At 71.3% G+C, this 446-nt stretch carries 1 protein-coding gene; it reads left to right on the plus strand.

Features of this window, described 5'->3' with window-relative positions; translation table 11 throughout:
• The coding region (locus tag KUM44_RS35065; protein WP_217213802.1) for an FMN-binding protein at positions 1–446 on the plus strand (446 nt) is incomplete at both ends.

A 446-nucleotide genomic window follows, 5' to 3' on the forward strand; every position in this document is an offset into this window, starting at 1 on the left:
CCCAAGGGCGGCCAGAGCGACCAGATCACCGCCAACGCCGTACCCAAGCTCAACCAAGCCGCCGTCGCAGCAGGCACCGCCGACATCGACGCCGTCTCCGGAGCCACCTACACCAGCGCCGGCTACAAGGAATCCCTCCAGTCCGCCCTCGACAAGGCACAGGCGAGCGCCGGTTCGTCGCAGGGGTCGGGCTCCCAGGGCTCCGGCTCCGGCTCCGGCTCCCAGGGTTCGGGCGCCGCGCAGGCCCGTACCGTCACCGGCGGCGTCTCCCAGACGCAGTACGGGCCGGTCCAGGTCCGCATCACCGTCGCGGGCGGCAAGATCACCGAAGCCGAGACGGTCCAGGCACCCAAGGGCGGCCAGAGCGACCAGATCACCGCCAACGCCGTACCCAAGCTCAACCAAGCCGCCGTCGCAGCAGGCACCGCCGACATCGACGCCGTCTC

It is taken from the genome of Streptomyces sp. AC550_RSS872 (assembly GCF_019049285.1).
Classification (GTDB): domain Bacteria; phylum Actinomycetota; class Actinomycetes; order Streptomycetales; family Streptomycetaceae; genus Streptomyces.